Source organism: Luteococcus sp. Sow4_B9, assembly GCF_052116585.1.
Taxonomy (GTDB): Bacteria; Actinomycetota; Actinomycetes; order Propionibacteriales; family Propionibacteriaceae; genus Luteococcus.
This window is the reverse complement of record NZ_JBQKKT010000016.1, coordinates 52,244-70,872: the sequence shown is the minus strand read 5'-3', so window position 1 is coordinate 70,872 and position 18,629 is coordinate 52,244. Positions and strand designations below refer to the sequence as shown.

Annotated in this window: 15 protein-coding genes and 2 tRNA genes; 10 read left to right on the top strand and 7 right to left on the bottom strand. The window is 68.4% G+C overall.

Going from position 1 to position 18,629, the window contains the following annotated elements:
- Positions 1-92: 92 nt before the first annotated feature.
- Positions 93-2,009, bottom strand: a complete 1,917-nt coding sequence (locus ACTQ49_RS10675) for a phosphoenolpyruvate carboxykinase (GTP) (protein WP_441827821.1) — start codon at positions 2,007-2,009, stop codon at positions 93-95.
- Between the two features lie 209 nt (positions 2,010-2,218).
- Between ACTQ49_RS10675 and ACTQ49_RS10670 the strand changes: the two genes are divergently transcribed.
- The 6 genes from ACTQ49_RS10670 (at position 2,219) to ACTQ49_RS10645 (ending at position 9,142) form a co-directional block, all read left to right on the top strand.
- Positions 2,219-2,294: transfer RNA gene (locus tag ACTQ49_RS10670), tRNA-Arg, on the top strand.
- A gap of 381 nt (positions 2,295-2,675) precedes the next feature.
- Positions 2,676-3,320, top strand: a complete 645-nt coding sequence (locus tag ACTQ49_RS10665) for an Lrp/AsnC family transcriptional regulator (protein WP_441827820.1) — start codon at positions 2,676-2,678, stop codon at positions 3,318-3,320.
- A gap of 7 nt (positions 3,321-3,327) precedes the next feature.
- Entirely contained in the window at positions 3,328-5,958 is a 2,631-nt protein-coding gene (locus ACTQ49_RS10660) for a PEP/pyruvate-binding domain-containing protein (protein ID WP_441827819.1), read from the top strand.
- Complete coding sequence (locus tag ACTQ49_RS10655) at positions 5,955-6,542, top strand: hypothetical protein (protein WP_441827818.1); 588 nt, start codon at positions 5,955-5,957, stop codon at positions 6,540-6,542. The genes ACTQ49_RS10660 and ACTQ49_RS10655 overlap by 4 nt, the downstream gene beginning before the upstream one ends.
- Before the next feature lie 96 nt (positions 6,543-6,638).
- Complete coding sequence (locus ACTQ49_RS10650; protein ID WP_441827817.1) at positions 6,639-7,361, top strand: glycerophosphodiester phosphodiesterase; 723 nt, start codon at positions 6,639-6,641, stop codon at positions 7,359-7,361.
- Positions 7,362-7,456: 95 nt separating this feature from the next.
- The gene (locus ACTQ49_RS10645) at positions 7,457-9,142 is read left to right on the top strand and encodes a bifunctional 3-(3-hydroxy-phenyl)propionate/3-hydroxycinnamic acid hydroxylase (protein WP_441827816.1); all 1,686 of its coding nucleotides are present in this window, start codon (positions 7,457-7,459) and stop codon (positions 9,140-9,142) included.
- 15 nt (positions 9,143-9,157) lie between these two features.
- On the opposite strand, the gene selB is transcribed toward ACTQ49_RS10645, so the two are convergent.
- The 3 genes from selB to ACTQ49_RS10630 all read right to left on the bottom strand — a co-directional run bounded on the left by selB (position 9,158) and on the right by ACTQ49_RS10630 (position 12,413).
- A complete protein-coding gene (gene selB / locus ACTQ49_RS10640; protein WP_441827815.1) occupies positions 9,158-10,960 on the bottom strand; it encodes a selenocysteine-specific translation elongation factor in 1,803 nt (600 codons plus the stop codon).
- Entirely contained in the window at positions 10,957-12,258 is a 1,302-nt protein-coding gene (gene selA, locus ACTQ49_RS10635) for an L-seryl-tRNA(Sec) selenium transferase (RefSeq protein WP_441827814.1), read from the bottom strand. Before selA ends, selB begins: the two co-directional genes overlap by 4 nt.
- Before the next feature lie 59 nt (positions 12,259-12,317).
- Positions 12,318-12,413, bottom strand: a tRNA-Sec gene (locus tag ACTQ49_RS10630).
- 169 nt (positions 12,414-12,582) lie between these two features.
- Here ACTQ49_RS10630 and selD point away from each other — a divergent pair.
- From selD to ACTQ49_RS10615, 3 genes are all read left to right on the top strand, one after another.
- Positions 12,583-13,593 carry a selenide, water dikinase SelD gene (selD, locus tag ACTQ49_RS10625; protein ID WP_441827813.1) on the top strand — a complete coding sequence of 337 codons (1,011 nt, stop codon included), beginning with the start codon at positions 12,583-12,585 and terminating at the stop codon, positions 13,591-13,593.
- Positions 13,594-13,663: 70 nt separating this feature from the next.
- Positions 13,664-14,680, top strand: a complete 1,017-nt coding sequence (locus tag ACTQ49_RS10620; RefSeq protein ID WP_441827812.1) for a 1,4-dihydroxy-2-naphthoyl-CoA synthase — start codon at positions 13,664-13,666, stop codon at positions 14,678-14,680.
- 227 nt (positions 14,681-14,907) lie between these two features.
- Positions 14,908-15,855 (top strand): type IV toxin-antitoxin system AbiEi family antitoxin domain-containing protein, encoded by a 948-nt coding sequence (locus ACTQ49_RS10615; RefSeq protein ID WP_441827811.1) that lies wholly within the window; start codon positions 14,908-14,910, stop codon positions 15,853-15,855.
- 75 nt (positions 15,856-15,930) lie between these two features.
- Here the strand turns inward: ACTQ49_RS10615 and ACTQ49_RS10610 are convergent, their stop codons facing one another.
- The 3 genes from ACTQ49_RS10610 to upp all read right to left on the bottom strand — a co-directional run bounded on the left by ACTQ49_RS10610 (position 15,931) and on the right by upp (position 17,793).
- Positions 15,931-16,581, bottom strand: a complete 651-nt coding sequence (locus ACTQ49_RS10610) for a GNAT family N-acetyltransferase (protein ID WP_441827810.1) — start codon at positions 16,579-16,581, stop codon at positions 15,931-15,933.
- 22 nt (positions 16,582-16,603) lie between these two features.
- A complete protein-coding gene (locus ACTQ49_RS10605) occupies positions 16,604-17,089 on the bottom strand; it encodes an NUDIX domain-containing protein (protein ID WP_441827809.1) in 486 nt (161 codons plus the stop codon).
- A 62-nt stretch (positions 17,090-17,151) separates the two neighbouring features.
- Positions 17,152-17,793: a uracil phosphoribosyltransferase gene (gene upp, locus ACTQ49_RS10600; RefSeq protein ID WP_441827808.1), complete on the bottom strand. Its 642-nt coding sequence runs from the start codon at positions 17,791-17,793 to the stop codon at positions 17,152-17,154.
- Positions 17,794-17,946: 153 nt separating this feature from the next.
- On the opposite strand from upp, the gene ACTQ49_RS10595 reads away from it, so the two are divergent.
- Positions 17,947-18,624 carry a tRNA adenosine deaminase-associated protein gene (locus ACTQ49_RS10595; protein WP_441827824.1) on the top strand — a complete coding sequence of 226 codons (678 nt, stop codon included), beginning with the start codon at positions 17,947-17,949 and terminating at the stop codon, positions 18,622-18,624.
- The last annotated feature ends 5 nt before the right edge of the window (positions 18,625-18,629 follow it).

Here is an 18,629-nt window from a genome sequence, read left to right as displayed (position 1 = left end):
CCCCCCCCCCCCCCCGCCCCCCCCCCCCCCCCCCCCCCCCCCCCCCCCCCCCCCCTGGCCTGCTCAGGGCTGTGTCAGCCGTTGAGTGCAGATCACTTCGTGGCGTTGATGGCCTCGCGGACCTTGTCGAGCTCCTTGGCGATCGACTCGGGCAGCTTCGAACCGAAGCTCTCGAGCCAGGACTCCAGGCGCGGCAGCTCGTCGGCCCACTCGTGGGCGACGTAGCGGGTGCACTCCTCCACCTGCTCGGGGGTCATCTCCAGGCCCTCGACGTCGAGCTCGCCAGCGGCGGGCACGATGCCGACGGGGGTCTCCTGACCCTCGACCTTGCCCTCGATGCGGTCGATCATCCACTTCAGCACGCGGCTGTTGTCACCGAAGCCAGGCCAGATGAACTTGCCCTCGGCGCTCTTGCGGAACCAGTTGGTGTAGAAGATCTTGGGCAGCTTGTCCTCGTCGGTCTTGTTGCCCATGTTCACCCAGTGCTGCAGGTAGTCACCGACGTGGTAGCCGATGAAGGGCAGCATGGCCATCGGGTCGCGACGCAGGACGCCGACAGCGCCCTTGGCCGCGGCCGTGGTCTCCGAGGAGCAGGTGGCGCCCATGTACACGCCGTGGTCCCAGTCGCGTGCCTGGGTGACCAGCGGGATGGTGTTCTCACGGCGGCCGCCGAAGATGATGATGTCCAGCGGGACACCCTCCGGGTTGTTGAAGTCATCCGAGAGGATCGGGCACTGCTCGATCGGGGTGCAGAAGCGGCTGTTCGGGTGGGCGGCCTTCTCGTTGGGGCGGCCACCCTCCGGGCCGTTCTCCGGGGTCCAGCTGCGGCCCTTCCAGTCGGTCAGGTGCGGGGGCTTGACCTCGGTCATGCCCTCCCACCAGACACCGCCGTGGTCGGTGAGGGCAACATTGGTGAAGATCGAGTTGCCCTGCTCGATGGTGCGCATGGCATTCGGGTTGGTCGAGGCGCCAGTGCCCGGGGCCACACCGAAGAAGCCGTTCTCGGGGTTGGTCGCGTACATGCGGCCGTCCTTGCCGATGCGGATCCAGGCGATGTCGTCGCCCAGGGTCTCGACCTTCCAGCCGGGGATGGTCGGGTCCAGCATGGCCAGGTTGGTCTTGCCGCAGGCGCTCGGGAAGGCGGCGGCCAAGTGGTAGGCCTTGCCCTCGGGGCTGGTCAGCTTGAGGATCAGCATGTGCTCGGCCATCCAGCCCTCGTCGCGACCCATCACCGAGGCGATGCGCAGCGCGTAGCACTTCTTGCCCAGCAGGGCGTTGCCGCCGTAGCCCGAGCCGTAGCTCCAGATCGCGCGCTCCTCGGGGAAGTGCACGATGTACTTGATGTCATTGCAGGGCCACGGGACATCCTTCTGACCGGGTTCGAGCGGCATGCCGACCGAGTGCAGGCAGGGGACGAAGGGCGCATTGCGCTTGGTCATCTCGTCCAGGGCAGCCTGGCCCATGCGGGCCATGATCTTCATGCTCAGCACCACGTAGGCGGAGTCGGTGACCTCGATGCCGAACTTGGGGTCCTCGGCATCCAGCGGGCCCATGCAGAACGGGATGACGTACATCGTGCGACCACGCATCGAGCCGTCGAAGAGCCCGTTCATGATGCCCTTCATCTCATCCGGGTGCATCCAGTTGTTCGTGGGACCCGCGTCCTCCTCCTTCTCGGAGCAGATGAAGGTCTGATCCTCGACGCGAGCCACGTCGTCGGGATCCGACTTGCAGTAGATCGAGTTGGGCATCTTCTCTTCGTTGAGCTTGACGGCCGTGCCGGACTTGACCAGCACCTCCACCAGCTCATCCCACTCGGCGTCGGAGCCGTCGCAGTAACGGATCGCGTCGGGCTGCGTGAGCGCGGCGACCTCGTTGACCCAGTCGACGACCGGCTGGTACTCGGGGACCTTGCCCTCCACCGGGATGTCCTTCACGTCCTTGCGCTCGAAGTCCTTCTTCGGCTCGTCGTCGAGCGGGTTGACGGGATCAGAATTGGGAACCTGCATGCTGTGCTCTCCTGTACGTCGGTGTACGGACGGAATGCCCTAGACCAGTGGAGCAACTGGTCTCAAAACAGACCACCGGGATGAGTTGTATCATCGCCTACCCCACTCGTGATGTCCACTTGCGATCTCGGGCTTCGGATGGGGGTGATGATCTTCGATTTGTACCGCGAGCAGGGAGCATGTAGAGTCATATCTCGCCGCAAGGGCAAGCACTCGTGGCTCAATGGATAGAGCATCTGACTACGGATCAGAAGGTTGGGGGTTCGAGTCCCTCCGAGTGCGCCAGAACAAAGGGCTCCGAGCATCTGCTCGGAGCCCTTTGTCGCGTTCAGTGGACTTTCTCACAGTCGTCTCCGATGTTCCGCGCAGTGGCACGAAGCTTCAGTTGATGGTGCTTTGACGGGCCAGAACGCCCCAGCCCGGATCCAGATGAACCTGGATTCCGGCTGGGGCGTTCTGCTTGCTGCCTGCTGTCTTTTCTGTGACGCGGGTTTTCCTGTGACGCGGGTCGTCGGGTACTGACGCCTCTCCCTGTCCCTGGTTGCCTCGTGGGCTTCGTCGGGATGTCGTGCCTGGTGGCCTTGTGGGCTCCTTGGATGACTCCAATGTGCAACCAGGTGGCCGATCTGCGCAATAGGATTGGAAACACTTGGTCAGAATGACCACATGGCGACTTCTGGTGTGGTCCAATCTGGGCAGAAGTGTCACCTGGTGAAGGGAAGGGCCGTGCGTAGCGCCGAGAGTTATCAGCTGGACCAGACGGATCGGGACATCCTGCTGGCCCTCGACGAGGACCCACGCATGCCCGTGCTGCTGATCGCCCAGCGCACCGGATATGCCCGCGGGACGGTTCAGGCGCGTCTGGAGCGCTACCGGGAACACGGCCTGCTGCGCCTGTCCTCCACGCGTGTGCCTCCAGCAGCGCTCGGGCGCGGCCTGGCCGCCACCGTCTCTGCCGAACTGGACCAGCACCAGCTGGAGTCCGCGGTGGCCGCCCTGCGCCGGATCCCAGAAGTCCTGGAGTGCTTCGCGCCGGCCGGGGGCACGGACCTGCTGTGCCGCGTGGTGGCCACCGATCCCGACGACCTGTACCGGGTCAGCGAGGAGATCAGGCTCTGCCCGGGCATCGTGCGCACCTCCACCAGCGTCTTCCTGCGCGAGGTGGTCGGCTACCGGATGCGGCCGCTGCTGGAGGACAACCGGGAACCGGCCGGCCGAGGAGCGAAGCCTAGACTGGGCCAAGGCCGGACCAGGGCCGCGACGACGACTCGTCCGGCTCCCGGCGCAGGACGACGACGCGGCGTGGAGTGAGGACTCGATGGCACACATCAGTTGGTTCGACCAGCAGGCAGAGCGGACACTCGTCGGTGGCAAGGGCGGACATCTGGCAGATCTGGTGCAGGCCGGCTTCCCCGTGCCGCGCGGATTCACCATCACCACACAGGCCTATCGGCACCACCTGTCCGCGCCCGGCGTCCAGCAGGAGTTGGCAGGACTGCTCGCCCAGGGCGACGCAGCAGGGATCGCCGAGCTCCTGCGACGACCACTGCCACAGGACCTGGCGGATGAGGTGCTGCAGGCCTGGGCCGAGCTGGGCAGCGTCCCCGTGGCGGTTCGTTCGTCGAGCACGACGGAGGACCTGGCCGGCGCCAGTGCGGCAGGCCAGCAGGACAGCTACCTCAACATCCGTGATGCGCAGGACCTGCTGGACGCCGTGCGGGACTGTTTTGCGTCGCTGTGGAATGAGCGCGCCATCGTCTACCGAGCCCAGCACGGGGTGGACCAGTCCCGCATCCAGCTCGCCGTGGTGGTGCAGGAGATGGTTCCCGCCGATGCAGCGGGAGTGCTGTTCACCACGAACCCGCTGACGGGCCGACCCGACGAAATGCTGATCAGCGCCAACTACGGGCTGGGTGACCAGACGGTGCACGGTGGCGGTGCCGACCAGTTGGTGGTTGGCGGTGGGGCCGTGATTGCCCGGGAGCTGGCCGAGAAGACGCACCGAACGGTGCCCGCGCCCCAGGGACGCGGCACGGTGGACGTGGCCGTGGAGCGCTCCCAGCGCAAGGCGCAGGCCCTGCCGGACGAGAAGGCCTTGGAGCTCGCCGCGCTGGGGAGCCGGATCGCGGACCACTTCGGCTCACCCCAGGACATCGAGTGGGTGCTCGCCGCAGACCGGCTGATGGTGGTGCAGACGCGCGCGATCACGGCGCTGCCGAGCACCATGGGCCCCATCCCCGAGACCTGGCCGGTCAGTGATGACAAGGCCATGTATGTGCGTGCTGCGCTCACCGAGCAGCTGCCGGACCCGCTGAGCCCGCTCTTCGCGGACATGGTTCGCCCAGCCGTCGCCGGTGCGGTGCGCAGCCAGCTGGTGGAGTACTACGACGAGGTGGAACTGCGCCCCGAGGATGTCGACTTCCCGACCGTCAACGGCTACGCGTACTACTACTACAGCCGCGAGGGGATGCTGAACCTGCTCAAGCGCAGCCCCCAGGCCGTCTCCGCGATCGCGGGCCGCAGCACCTTCAATGCCGACGACCTGTGGGGCAAGGCCTACCCCGCCTACCGTGAGGTGGTGGAGCCCTGGCAGGGCCGCTCGGTGGAAAGGGTCAGCAGCGTCGATCTGGTGGAGGCCGTGCAGGAGCTCCTGACGGGAGCGTGCACCTTCCACGGTGCCGTGCAGGCACTGGTGCCCCTGGCGGCCAGCGCCGAGCTGCCCTTCACCAGGCTGTACGCGGGTCTGGCTCGGCAGGTGGCCGGACCGCCCGCCGCCACCTTCCTGCAGGGCTTCGAGTCCCCGTCGACGGAGGCCGCGCGTTCCCTGTGGCAGATCGCCCAGTGGTGCGCGGGGCAACCTGGGCTGGCCGCCGCAGTGCGCTCCGGTGCATCCCTGGCTGAGCTTCGCCAGGAGCCCAGTGGCGCGGAGTTCGCCACACGGCTGGCCCGGCACCTGGACGAACACGGTCTGGCCGTGGAGAACCTGGATTTCATGGCGCCGCTGCCCGCCGACGATCCGGCGGCGGTGCTGGCCGAGCTGCAGGGCATGCTCGCGGGGACCGTGCCCGACCCCGATGCGGAGCTGGCCCGCCAGGCGGAGGGGCGGGAGGCTGCCACCCAGGAACTGTTGGAGCGTCTGGATCCGGCCCGCAAGGCCATCCTGCAGCCGCTGCTGGTCCGTGCCCAGCAGGTGGGGCCCACCCGTGAGAAGGCCTTGATGGAGGTGGGGCTGGCCTGGCCGGTGATGCGGCGCATGCTGCTGACGCTCGGCGCCCGGCTGGTGAAGGCCGGTTGCCTGGACGAGCCCGCCGACGTCTTCTGGCTGCGCCACGACGAGCTGGCAGAGCTCGCCCGGCAGCTGGACGATGGCCTGGCCGAGCTGCCGAACCGTCGCGAGGAGCTGGAGGCCCGACGCGTCGTCTGGCGCGGCCAGCGTGCCGCAAACCCGCCACAGCTGCTGCCCCGCAATGCCTGGCACCGGATGTTCCACCGCCTCGTGCCCGCCATGGAGACCCAGCAGCACGGCCCGGTCATCAAGGGCCTGGGGGTCAGCCAGGGCCGGATCACCGCCGTCGCGCGGGTGATCCGCGGCCCAGAGGACTTCGAGCGGATGCAGCCCGGCGAGGTGATCGTCTCCCCGATCACGACGCCTGAGTGGACGCCGCTGTACGCCATGGCGGCGGCCGTCGTCACGGACGTTGGCGGGCCCCTTTCGCACAGTTCGATCGTCGCGCGGGAATATGCCGTGCCCGCCGTGCTCGGCACCGGCATCGCCACTCGTCGCATCAGGACTGGCATGCTGATCACCGTGGACGCCGATCGTGGAACCGTGACCCTGCCCGAGGGGGAGGCGCCCATCGATGCCGGATTCCGGCCGAAGGTTCCGTACAAGTTCGCGATCGGTGGCGTGGCCGCCGCCGCGGCCCTGGTGCTCCGGAGGGTTCTGTGACTCACTTCCCGCGTCGGCCCCGACGTGTTCCCGCCGTGCTGGCGGCCCTGCTGCTGGCCATCGCTCCCGCCTGCAACAGGCAGAGCGAGGAGGAACGTCTGGAGGCCATGCGGCCACACCAGGTGGAGTTGGCCTACACGGTGCCGTCGGGCATGCAGGAGGTCACCCTGCCGTCGTCCAGCCCCAGCGGCGGCACCCAGTACGACATCAAGCTCTTCCATGCCAGTGATGGCTGTGAGCTGCGCGTGGTCCGGCTGATGATCCCCAAGGGCGATGGCACGGAGGACCAGGACGCCACCTACAACATGTTGGGCGCCATCATGCAGTCCTACGGAATCCCGCAGTTCAAGACCAATGGCCTGATGGTTCCCGGAGAACCCGGCCCGGTGCCGAGCCTCTCGGTGAGTGGCGAGAACAAGGAGGTGGCCCTGCGCGCGATGGGCCGGATCAGCAATGACTCGCTGCAGGGATACCAGTTCGTCTACGGCTGCAAGAAGGGCCAGCTGGACGACAAAGTGTGGAATGCCTTCATCGAGACCGTCACCGCGACGGGGTTCAAGGGCTCGCTGAAGATGCACGGCTGAGCGCCGGTACTGGAGGATGACCCGTCCATCCGCCGTTCACCTGTCCTGCCTAGCGTTGGCGCCACCATTCGCAGCACCACGCAGGAGGAAGTGCAGATGACCAAGGTCTGGGCCCACCGAGGCGCAAGCGCCGTCGCCCCCGAGAACACCATGTCGGCCTTCCGCAAGGCCATCGAGCTGGGTGCCGACGGGATCGAGATCGACGTGCAGCGCGCCGCCGACGGCACCATCGTCGTGATCCACGACGAGACCCTGGACCGCACCACCAATGGCACCGGTCGGATCGTCGAGACCCGGTGGGAGGACATGGCCGGGCTCGACGCCAGCGCCGGTGACCCCGCCTTTGCCGGTGAGCCGCTGCCGCGCCTGACCGATGTTCTGGAGCTGCTGGCCCCCACGCAACTGGTGCTCAACATCGAGCTCAAGGACGGCAACGAGCCCTACCCGGGCATGGACGCCCAGGTGGCCGAGCTGGTGCGCGCCGCGGGCATGACCGACCGCGTCGTGCTGAGCTCCTTCAACCACGTCCAGTTCGCCGGGAGTGCCGAGCTGGGCCTGCCGCGCGGCCTCCTCTACGTCGAGCCGCTGTGGGCGGCGGAGAAGTACGCCGCCGCCTTCGGGGCACAGGCCGTCCACCCGGACTTCCGCACCCTGGCAGAGCCGGGCCTGCTGGAGCGCTTCCGTGCAGAGGGCATCGCGGTGCACGTCTGGACCGTCAACGAGCGCGAGCACCTGGAGCAGGTCTTCCGGCTGGGCGTCGACGCCGTCATCACCGACGAGGTGGAGCTGGCCCTCCAAGTGCGGGCCGAGCTCGCCTGACGCCCGCGGCCCTCCGCGCGTCACCCCTGCTCGACCGTTCCAACCGTTGGCACGAGACCCGATGTGTGAGGTAGATCACTGTCTATGGTCGCCCCATGGCAGACCTTGACACTGACGTCCTGATCGCTGGCGCGGGCCCGTGCGGCCTGGCGCTGGCCAACATGCTCGGCGCGCAGGGAGTGCGCACCGTCCTCGTCGAAGCACGCGACACCCTGATCGACTACCCGCGCGGCGTCGGACTCGACGACGAGTCGATGCGCACCCTGCAGGGGATCGGGCTGGCCCAGCAGGTGATGCCGCACACCGTTCCCCAGCACGTGATGCGGCTGGTCAACGGCTCCGGCGAGACGATGGTGGTGAACGACCCGCAGGGCGAGCCCTTCGGCTGGCCACGCAAGTTCGGTTTCAACCAGCCACTGGTGGACAAGGTGCTCGCGGAGGGCCTGCAGCGCCATCCGGATGTGAACCTGCGCTTTGGCCACAAGCTCACGCAGCTGACCGAGCACGAGGATCGCGTCGAAGCCGAGGTCACGCTGTCCGACGGCACCACCAGCACCATCACCGCCGCCTACCACGTGGGCTGCGAAGGCGGTTCCTCCTTCACCCGCAAGTGGCTGGGGACCGAGTTCGAGGGCCGCTCGCCGTCCACCCGCTGGGTGGTCATCGACGTGCGCAATGATCCGCTGGGCATCCCGAATGTCTACCTGGGTGCGGATCCGGCCCGTCCCTATGTCTCGATCGGACTGCCGCACGCCATCCGTCGCTGGGAATTCATGCTCTTCGACGACGAGCCCACCGAGGCGGTCGAGGACGACGCCTTCATCGCCAAGCTGCTCAAGGACCACGTCCCGGATCCCGCCAACCTGGACGTGATCCGTCGTCGCGTCTTCACCCACCACGGACGGATCGCCAAGACCTTCCGTCGTGGCCGGGTGATGATCGCCGGCGACGCCGCGCACCTGATGCCGGTCTGGATGGGGCAGGGCTGGAATTCCGGTATGCGCGATGCCACCAACCTGGGCTGGAAGCTGGCCAGCGTGGTGCACGGCCGCAGCACCGCGGACCTGCTGGACACCTACACCGACGAGCGACACGAACACGCCAAGGCGATGATCGACCTCTCGATGGCCTTCGGCACCGCCATCAAGCCCACCGACCGCAAGGTGGCCTTCGCACGCGATGTCGCCGCGCGAGCGCTGAATGTCGCCCCGCAGGTGAAGAGCTACTTCTCGGACATGAAGTTCAAGCCGATGCCGCGCTACGAGAAGGGCGTGGTCGTCGACGTGGACACCATGGAGAGCGGCAAGGCGTCGGCCAAGCGGATCCGCGGCCGTGGCTTCGGCATCCCCGCCCGCAATGTGGTGGAGAAGAATTCACCGGTGGGCCTGCAGTTCATCCAGCCGCGCGTGCTGGTGGACGGCGAGGTCAAGCTCCTGGACGACGCGATCGGCGCCGGTTGGGCCCTGCTGGCGTGGGGCAATGACCCCTTGCAGCTGCTCGACGAGAAGAGCCGCGCGCTGGTGGAGGAGAACCAGATCCGCACCGTGCAGATCTTCTCCGACACCCAGCTGGGCTGGGCCACCGAGCACTTCAAGGGCACCTCCAGCCTGTTGCTGGGTGACACCACCAATGCCTTGAAGCAGTGGTTCGACAAGCGCAGCGTCGGCGTGGTGCTGCTGCGTCCAGACCGATTCGTCGCGGCGGCCGGGCTGGCGCAGGACACTCCCCGGTTGGTGGAGGCGACCCTGCGCGCCGCCCACTCCACGTCGCTGGAGGGCTGAGCAGGCGCCGCCGGGTCAGTCCCGGCGGCGCACCACCTCCCGGTGCCCCGCGTCGATGCGTCGCGTCCACCCCTTGGCGTCCAGGTCCTCCAGGAGCGGGATCACCACGCGTCGGCTGGAGTTCAGCGCCTGCCGGGCCTGGCTGGTGGTGAAGGGCTGTGGCAGGCTGGCCAGCTCCCGCATGGCCATGGCAGGGCCCAGCGGGAGCAGAACCACCTGGTTGCCCAGGTCCACCAGCCGCCCGAGCCGCACCGCCGCCGCGATCTGGTTGGCCCCCAGACCTCGCCGCGCCAGGGCATCCCGGCCCGGCGGGTCAAAGGGATGCTCCGCGAGGTGGGCTTCCAGCTCGGTCAGGGCGGCCTCGGCCGGACCCAGGTCTGCGGTGCGCCCGGGCTTCTCCAGATGACCGTCGCGGATCAGCAGGCCGGCCTCGTTGGCCAGGGGCTCCAGCAGGGCACGATCGGGCAGTCCGAGCGTGGTCATGGCGGTGGCCAGCGGGAGCCGTGCCTGGAGGGGATTGGCGGCGATGACATGGTCGATGGTCGCTGCCAGTTCCGAGACCCAGCTGGTCCACTGCTGCTCGCCGACCAGCAGCTCCCCGCCCAACGAGACCCTGGTGCCGGGCCCGGGGGAGTCGATCACGACGGGCTCGACCCCCAGCTCCAGAAGATCAGTGCGACGCATCCAACCACGGCGGGCCAGTTCCCGGGACAGGTCCACCGTGGCCTCGGCCCCGGCCAACTCCGCGCCACGCCGGCGGGCAGCACCCCGACGTTGCAGGGCGGGCGGATCCACGTCGAGCACCACCGCGCCCGCCACGACGTGCTGCTGGCCGGGATCCCGCAGGACCAGTCGGTCGCCCACCTGGAGGGGAAGTTCCCGCGGCCAGGTGAGGCGGACCACTCGGTCATCCAGCGGGCGCAGGCGTACCGGCAGGGAACTGGTTCCCAGATGCGCCATCAGTCGCTCCGGAAGGCCGTCGGCGGGGCTGTCCAGACGGGCGTCCACCGAGGCAGAGGGGCGCCACGGTCCCTGGAGCAGGGCATCGCCGCGGGCCACCTGGCTGCGGGTGACGCCACGCAGGTTCACCGCGACGCGGGCCACGGCGGGCACCTGGTCGTGCGGTGTCTCCAGACTCTGCAGTCCGCGGACAGAGGCCGTGAGGGGGCCCTGTTCGGTGTGCAGCTGAACGTTGTCCTCAAGGTGCAGGGTGCCGCGTTCCAAGGTGCCGGTGACCACCGTCCCCGCACCGCGGATGGTGAAGACACGGTCGATCCACAGGCGCAGCCGCCCATCGGTCGTCGGCTCGGGCAGGCTTGCGCACAGGCGGCCCAGCGCTGCCCGCAGCTCATCCATACCCTGGCCGGTGGTGGCCGAGACACAGACCGCCTCGCAGTCCGCCAACGCGGTGCCCGCCAGGTGCTCGCGGGCCTGGGCCAGCGCCGGCGCCGGATCGGCCAGGTCGCTGCGGGTCACCACCAACAGGCCGTGCTCGATGCCCAGGGCCCGCACGGCCGCCAGGTGCTCACTACTCTGACGGCACCAGCCCTCGTCCGCGGCCACGACGAAGAGGACTGCCGGCGCCGGCCCGATCCCGGCCAGCATGTTCGCGATGAAGCGTTGGTGCCCCGGGACGTCGACGAAGACCACCTGGTGACCGCCGCAGTCGTCGGGAAGCCTCGTCCAGACATAGCCCAGGTCGATGGTGAGACCGCGGCGGTGCTCCTCGTCCCAGCGGTCCGGGTCGGTACCGGTCAGGGCCCGCACCAGGGTGGACTTGCCGTGATCCACGTGTCCTGCGGTGGCAAGCACCCTCATGCCTGCACCTCCATGGCACGAGTGATGGCCAGGGTCAGTGTCGGGTCATCGTCGGCCTCAACGCACCGCAGGTCCACCAGACAGTGACCGTCCTCGACGCGGGCCAGCACCGCGGGCCGTCCGGTGCGCAGTCGTCGGGCCAGCTCGTCGGGGTCCCCGCCAGGGAGGGCGACGCCCAGACCGGGCAGGTCATGTCCCGGCGCTCCACCGCCACCCACGCGGCCAATGGTCTCCACCACCGTGCCCCCGATGGCGTCGGCCAAGGCTCGGGTGCGATCGCGCAGGTCGTCCGGTGTGAGACGTCGGAAACGATTCACGGGCGCTTCGGGGCCGCGCAGTGTTGCCTCCAGCGCCGCCAGGGTCAGCTTGTCCACCCGTACGGCGCGAGCCAGCGGATGGCGGCGAAGACGCTCCACGAGGTCCGCACGCCCCAGCACGATGCCCGCCTGCGGGCCACCCAGCAGCTTGTCCCCGGAGGCCGTCACCAGATCGGCGCCCGCCGCCAGGGCGGAGGCTGCATCGGGTTCGTCGGGCAGGGAGGGATCGTGGGTCAGCAGGCCGGACCCGATGTCACAGACCACCGGGACGCCCAGCTCCGCCAGCGCGGGGAGATCGACGGCGCTGGTGAAGCCCTCCACGCGGAAATTGCTGGGATGCACCTTCAGGATGCAACCGGTCTGGGAGCCGATCGCGTCGCCATAGTCGGCCAGATGGGTCCGGTTGGTGGTGCCCACCTCGTGCAACCGGGCTCCGGTGGACCTGATGAGATCCGGAAGGCGGAAGCCCGCGCCGATCTCCACCAGCTCACCCCGCGAGACCACCACCTCGCGCCCGGCGGCAAGCATCGTCGTGGCCAGGACCAGGGCCGCCGCGCCGTTGTTGACCACCATGGCCGCCTCGGCAGTCGGCACCTTCTGCAGCAGGGCGTCCAGCACCCCGGCGCCACGTCGGGAACGCTGCCCGGTGGCCATGTCCAGCTCCACATCGGTGTAGCCACTGGCCTGTTCGATCGCTCGTCGAGCAGCGATGGACAGCGGTGCCCGGCCGATGTTCGTGTGCACCACCACTCCCGTGGCATTGATCACCGGCTGCAGACCGGAAGCCTGCCGGGGCAGGGATTCCACCGCAGCTTCTGCAACCTGCTCGGGTGTGATGTGGCCCTCGCGGGCCTGCTGCTGTGCGCGGCGGATGCAGCTGAGCACCACGTCATGGCCCAGGTTGTCCGCAGCCGTGGCCAGCTCCGGGGAGCGCAGCAGGTCGTCGGTGCGCGGGATCCGCCGTCGCGGCTCGTCGGTCATTGCCGCTCCTGGTCTGCGGTTCACTCATCCGCGGGATGTCGTGCTGGCCCTGAAGTTCGTGGCGGAGGCGGACGGGAATCGAACCCGCCAGACCGAGATGCTCGGCCTCACCGGTTTTGAAGACCGGGGGGACCACCAGGAACCCTGACGCCTCCGCGGGGGAGTGCCCCACGGCACTCCCTCAGCGCCGAGGCTAGTGCATGCAGCGATCCGGGGCCCGTGGACCAGGGGCTGGGGCGGTGGGGGTTCAGCGGGAAGTCAGACGGGTCCCGCGGGCCATTCGGCCGGATGCCAGATGGAACCGGCGCCACCTAGCCTGAGGCCATGAGCGATGCCGTGCGTGACCCCTCTCGACTCACCCAGTACGCAGCCGGTGGCGGATGCGCCTGCAAGATCCCACCGGGCGAACTCGAACAGATGGTGCGCGGACTGGTCGACAGGTCGCACCCTGAACTCGTCGTCGGCCTGGACGACGGCGATGATGCGGCTGCCGTCCTGGTGCAGCCCGGCGCCTCAGAGGGAGAGGTGGTCATCTCCACCACGGACTTCTTCACCCCCGTCGTCGACGACGCGTATGACTGGGGGCGGATCGCCGCCGCCAACGCCCTCAGCGACATCTACGCCATGGGTGGTCGGCCGGTGCTGGCGATCAACCTGCTGGGCTGGCCGCGCGCCGTCCTGCCGCCGGAACTTGCCTCGGAGGTGCTCCGCGGCGGCCTGGCGATCTGCGACGAGGCAGGGATCCCCTTGGCCGGTGGTCATTCCATCGATTCGCCGGAGCCGCTCTACGGCTTGGCCGTCACCGGTATGGGCCGCTCCGACCGGTTGCTGCGCAATGACGCCGCCCGGGCCGGGGTACCCATCAGCCTGACCAAGTCGCTGGGCGTCGGCATCCTCAACAACCGTCACAAGGCCACGGGCGAGAAGTTCCCGCACGCCGTCGATTCGATGACCACGCTGAACCGTGCGTCCTCCGAGGCGGCCCTGACAGCGGGGATCGCGGCGGCCACGGACGTCACGGGCTTCGGACTGCTGGGGCACCTGTTCAAGATGGCGCGGGCCTCTGGCGTCACCGCCGTCGTCGACGCCGCTGCCGTGCCGTACCTGGACGGTGCGCGCCAGAGCATCCGCGACGGATTCATCCCCGGCGGCAGCCGTCGCAACCTGGACTGGGTCTCTCCGAACCTGTCAGCCGACGGCATCAGCGAGGAGGAGCTGATCCTGCTGGCCGACGCCCAGACCTCCGGCGGACTGCTGCTGGCCGGCGAGATCCCCGGCGCCACGGTGATCGGCGAGTTCGTGCCGCGCGGGGAGTCCGCCGTCGTCGTGCGGTGAGTCAGGGGCGGGCTGGGACCTCCTTGACCGGGCCCAGCCCGCGATGACCTCAAACAGCTAGGCTCGCCCCATGGTCGACAACCCCTTCAAGCCCGAGCTGTGGGACGAGGTTCCCGGCTTCGACTTCACCGACATCACCTACCACCGCGCCAGCGCCGCCGCCGGCAAGGTGCCCGCCGTACGAGTCGCGATCAACCGGCCCGAGGTGCGCAATGCCTTCCGGCCGCACACCGTCGACGAGCTGTACACCGCACTCGAGCACGCCCGCACCAGTGCCGACATCGGCTGCGTGCTGCTCACCGGCAACGGACCCAGCGCCAAGGATGGCGGCTGGGCCTTCTGCTCGGGTGGCGACCAGCGCATTCGCGGCAAGGCCGGTTACCAGTACGAGAGCGAGGGGGGACGACCCCCCTCGAACCCCCCGACGGACTCGGGCGCACCGGCCTCCGCAGGCTCCGGCCTGCCCTCGTCGTACGAGGATGCTGGCGCCAATGATGGTTCCGCCAAGCCCTCGCCGATCGACCAGGCGAAGCTGGGCCGGCTCCACATCCTGGAGGTGCAGCGTCTGATCCGCTTCATGCCCAAGCCGGTGATCGCCCTGGTGAACGGTTGGGCGGCCGGCGGCGGACACTCGCTGCACGTGGTCTGTGACATGACGCTGGCCTCTGCCGAGCACGCGAAGTTCAAGCAGACCGATGCCGATGTCGGCTCCTTCGATGCCGGCTACGGCTCGGCCTACCTGGCCCGCCAGGTGGGGCAGAAGGTGGCCCGCGAGATCTTCTTCCTCGGCCAGACCTACGACGCCCAGCGCGCCTACGAGATGGGCACCGTCAACAAGGTGGTCCCGCACGCCCAGCTGGAGGACGAGGGCCTGGAGTGGGCGCGAATCATCTGCGGCAAGTCCCCGACGGCGCAGCGGATGCTGAAGTATGCCTTCAATGCCATCGACGACGGGTTGGTGGGCCAGCAGATCTTCGCCGGCGAGACCACCCGCCTGGCGTACATGACCGACGAGGCCATGGAGGGGCGCGACTCCTTCCTGGAGAAGCGGGACCCCGACTGGTCCGCCTTCCCGTACTACTACTAAAAGGTGCCACCACCCCTTGTCATCAGCCCCCAAAGGTCGCCAGTCCGGTCGGGGTCCGCAAGCCCACCCGTGGCCATGAGACGCGGTTGGTCGTCCGTACTGGTCCGAGTTTCGCTCGTCTGACGGGCCAAACTCGGACCAGAACTCCTGTCCAAGGGTGTTGTCCGGTTGTTGGCAGGGTCGGCCCAAGCCTTCCGCCAATCCGACGGGGAGCGCATCCTCGTGGCATGCACCGCCGGACCACCATCCCCGAGCCGCTCCTGGACCTGATCCGGGCGCAGGCCGGCGCCGTCACCACCGCTCAGTGTCGGATGGGGCGTCTGTCTTCTACCGCGCTGTCCCGGTTGGTTCGCGACGGCCACTGGGTGCGCGCCGGGAGGGGGCTCTATGTGGCCCACAACCTGGAATGGAGCGTGGGGACCAGACAGTGGTTGGCCGTCCTCGCGGCGGGAGAGGGAGCCGCTCTCGGCATGGAGACTGCCGCGGCACTGCAGGGCTGGGGCCGGCCCACCCGCGAGGTGCATCTGGTGGTGCCGTGGGGGACCAAGTCTGTCCAGCCCGGTCTTTGGCAGACCCACATGACTCGCCTTCCATTCACGGTGAAGGGAAGTCCGCCCAGGACCACCGTGGAGCGAACAGCGCTCGACATGGTGCGCTTGGATCCGTGGCGAGCCACCGCGATTCTGGCTGACGCCGTCAACTCCAGGCAGACCACGGCCCCGCGAATCCTGGCGGAGTTGGAGAAATTCGGGGCCTTCCCCCGGCGCGAGGTGGTGCGCGGCATTCTGGGCGATGTCGGGGCCGGAGCACTCAGTGTCCTGGAGCTGATGTGGTTGCGCCATGTGGAGCGAGCCCATGGGCTGCCGCCGGGTGAGCGGCAGACCCGCAGCCGTGCTGGCTACCGCGACATCAGGTATGGCCGCCTGCTGGTGGAGCTGGACGGTCGGCTCGGACACTCAGGCGCGGGCGCCTTTCGGGACATGAACCGCGACAATCTGCATGTCCTCCAGGGCGAGACCACTCTTCGCTTCGGCTTTGCTGACACGGATACGAGGCCCTGCGCGTGTGCCGCGATGGTGGCAGCGGCCCTGCGATTGCTTGGTCAACCGGTGGACTGGCGTTCGTGTAGCCCCGGATGCGTGGAATCCGAGGCGCTGTGGGATCGCGCCAGCTGAGCTGGTCATCTGCCCTGGTACGAGTTCCGCTCGTCTCGCGGGCCGAACTCGTACCAGGACGGCTGACCAAGAGGCTCAGATCCCGATGAACTCTCGGAAGGGTCCGGCGCCCTCCACCTCCACCGGCCACGGGGCACGGATGAAGTTGTGCGGAAGGAGTCGGACGCGCTGCTCGACGCGCACCCGGTCGCCGTCCGGGTGCAGGCCCCGGATCTGGCCATTGGGTTCGTAGCCCACCTTCCGGCTGACCGCCGCGGAGGCGGCATTGCCCACCATGTAGCCGGAGATCATCTCCTCGGCACCGAGCTCGTCGAAGCCCAGCGCGCAGACGGCTTGGCGCATGAGGGTGCCGATGCCCTTGCCCTGGTGCTCCCGCGAGAGCCAGGAGCCGGTGATGATGGAGCGCACGTGGATGAAGTCCTTGGCGGAGACGTCCTGGACGCCCACGGGTGTGCCCTCATGGCTGGCCAGGAAGATCAGGTGCCAGTCGTCGGGTCGGAAATCCGCAAAGGTGCGCCAGTAGAACTGGGCGGTGTTGAGCGCCAGCTCGTGTTCAGCGGCCTCTGCCCAGCGGCGCAGGAAGGGCAGTTCGGCGGGTTCATAGATCCCCCGCGCAGCCAGGTCCGTGGCGATGGGCGCATCGCTCTCCCGGACGCACCGCAGTTCCAGTGGTCCGCAGGTGATGCGCAGACCGAAGGGCGGGAAGATCTCCTCGAGGGTCCTCATGGGCCCAGTCAATCGCATCCGGTCAGCCGATGATGCCCGCTGCTCGTCGTCCGTTCTCCAGGTAGACACAGGTGCGCGCCTGCAGTCCGACGGCAACGCGTCGGGAGATGGCTGGGCGCAGGAGTTCCAGGGCTTCAGGGATCGGGGCGAAGCGGTACTCGCTGAGCTCCTCGGGCTGCACGGTGATCCGCGCGGCGTCCTCCGGGGCCACCGTGCCGCAGTGGAAGAGGAAGCGCAGCCCCAACTGGCGCTTCTCGTGCGGGCGGGTGTCGATCACCACCAGCCGGCCGCGGGCCACGGTCAGGCCGGTCTCCTCCAGCACCTCGCGTCGGCAGGCATCCCAGGGGGACTCACCATCGGGTTCCATGGAGCCACCGGGGATGCTCCAGCCCGACTTGTAGGTGGGTTTGACGATCAGCAGCTTGCCCTGGCCGTCGAGCAGGATTGCCCCGCAGGAAACCGGGACGGCTGGTGGCGGAAGGTAGTGGGAGGAATCGTGGGAGGACACGTCCCCAGCATGCTCCCATGCCGGGGGCGCGTGCACATCGGCGGCCATGCCCCGGCTGGCTGTCAGTCGGCCAATCCGTACAGGCGGTCACCTGCATCGCCCAGCCCGGGGACGATGTAGCCGTGTTCGTTGAGCTTCTCGTCGACGGCGGCGACGACGAGGGTGCAGGGCACCTCCAGGTCCTCCACCAGCGCGCGGAAGTTCTCGATGCCCTCGGGCGCAGCCAGGATGCAGATGCAGGTGATGTGGTCGGCGCCGCGGTCCACCAGGAACTTCACACAGCCACCCAGCGAGCCGCCGGTGGCCAGCATCGGGTCGAGCACGTAGCACTGGCGGGCCGAGAGGTCCTGTGGCAGGCGCTCGGCATAGGTGACGGGCTGCAGTGTCTCGTCATTGCGCACCATGCCCACGAAGCCGACCTCGGCGGTCGGCATCATGTGCATCATGCCCTCGAGCATGCCCAGGCCGGCGCGCAGGATGGGCACGACGAGGGGCCTGGGCCGGGACAGGCACAGGCCGGGTGCCTCGGCCACGGGCGTCTGCACCGTGGTGGGCTCGACGCGGACCTCGCGGGTGGCTTCATAGCTGAGCAGGGTCACGAGTTCTTCGACGAGCGCCCGGAAGGTTGGGGAGTCGGTGTTCTGGTCCCGCAGGAGGGTGAGCTTGTGGGTCACCAGGGGATGGTCGAGTACGCGCAGTTCCACGCTCCCACTCTGGCACACGACCCCCGGTGGGCGCAGCGTGGGGCCAGCCCGTCGCGTCTGGTGCAAAGTGGCCCGAATTGGGGTTGACTGGTCTGCGAGGATGGTTGTTCAGCTACGCGCCTAGGAGGAATCGTGACCGCGTTTGACGATGAGGTGGACCCCTTCGAGGCCGACGAGAAGACCCCCTCGCCCTATCTCGATGAGGACGTCGTTGCCTTTGACGACGACCTCGATGATGACGACGATCTCGACGACGATGATGACCTCGAAGACGATGATGATCTCGATGAGGACGATGACGACGACCTCGATGAGGACGACGACGAGGATGACGACGACCTCGAGGACGCGCAGGACTCGGACATCGACCTGGTGATCGCCGTCTACCGCGAGGACGGGCAGGCCGTCGGTGTGCCGATGGCGCGTGATTTGGCCAATGACCTGGACGAGCTGTTGACCCAGCTGGTCCGGCTGCCCGGTGACGGTGGGGCCATCGGCATGGTCTCCATCGCTGGTGAGTTCTTCGTGCTGTGCCGCGTTCGTGGCCGCACGGTGCAGGTGCTGCTGAGCGACGCGGTCTCCGCCAACGACTGGCCGATCGCCCGGGATGTCGCCGACTACCTGGGGGAGGACATTCCCGACCCCGATGACGACTCGAGCCCCATGGGCGACTTGGGTCTCCTGGCGGACCTGGGCATCTCCGAGTTCGACCTGGAGAACATCTCCGACGACCTCGACGAGGACTCCGACGAGCTGCTGCACCAGATCGCCGAGCGACTCGGTTTCGCCGCGCAGTTCGAGCGTGCGGTGGCAGCCCAGGGCAAGCGCTGAACCGT